This window comes from Nocardioides malaquae (genome assembly GCF_015070385.1).
In the GTDB taxonomy this organism is placed as follows: Bacteria; Actinomycetota; Actinomycetes; order Propionibacteriales; family Nocardioidaceae; genus Nocardioides; species Nocardioides malaquae.
In genome coordinates this window covers 1-283 of sequence record NZ_JADCSA010000275.1, presented here as the reverse complement: position 1 = coordinate 283, position 283 = coordinate 1, and the positions used below count along the sequence as shown (strand labels likewise).

The 283-nt window shown below is 48.1% G+C and carries 1 protein-coding gene; it reads right to left on the bottom strand.

Annotation, left to right across the window (positions count from 1 at the left end):
• On the bottom strand, nt 1–266 hold a 266-nt coding region (locus tag IEQ44_RS15715), incomplete at its 3' end, for a Kelch repeat-containing protein (RefSeq protein WP_193639405.1).
• Nucleotides 267–283: the final 17 nt, after the last annotated feature.

Below are 283 nucleotides of genomic sequence, written 5' to 3'. Positions count from 1 at the left end.
CCATATATGTACAGCTCCTCATTGTAGGTAAAGGCTGAATGATCCCTGCGTCTTTCTGGAAGAAGCTGTGCAGATGGTGTATTCATCCAGCAGTTGGTCTCTGTGTCAAACACTCTGATGGTGTTGCAGTAACCATTCCCCCAGCCTGACCAGCCTCCAAATACAAACATCTTTGTCCTGATGATGGTGGCAGAGTGATATGATGAAGCAGGAGGTGGAGGTCCTCTGGTGTCAATGAAAGACCAGACCATGGTGGTGGTGTCCAACTTGTAGAGGTCATTAG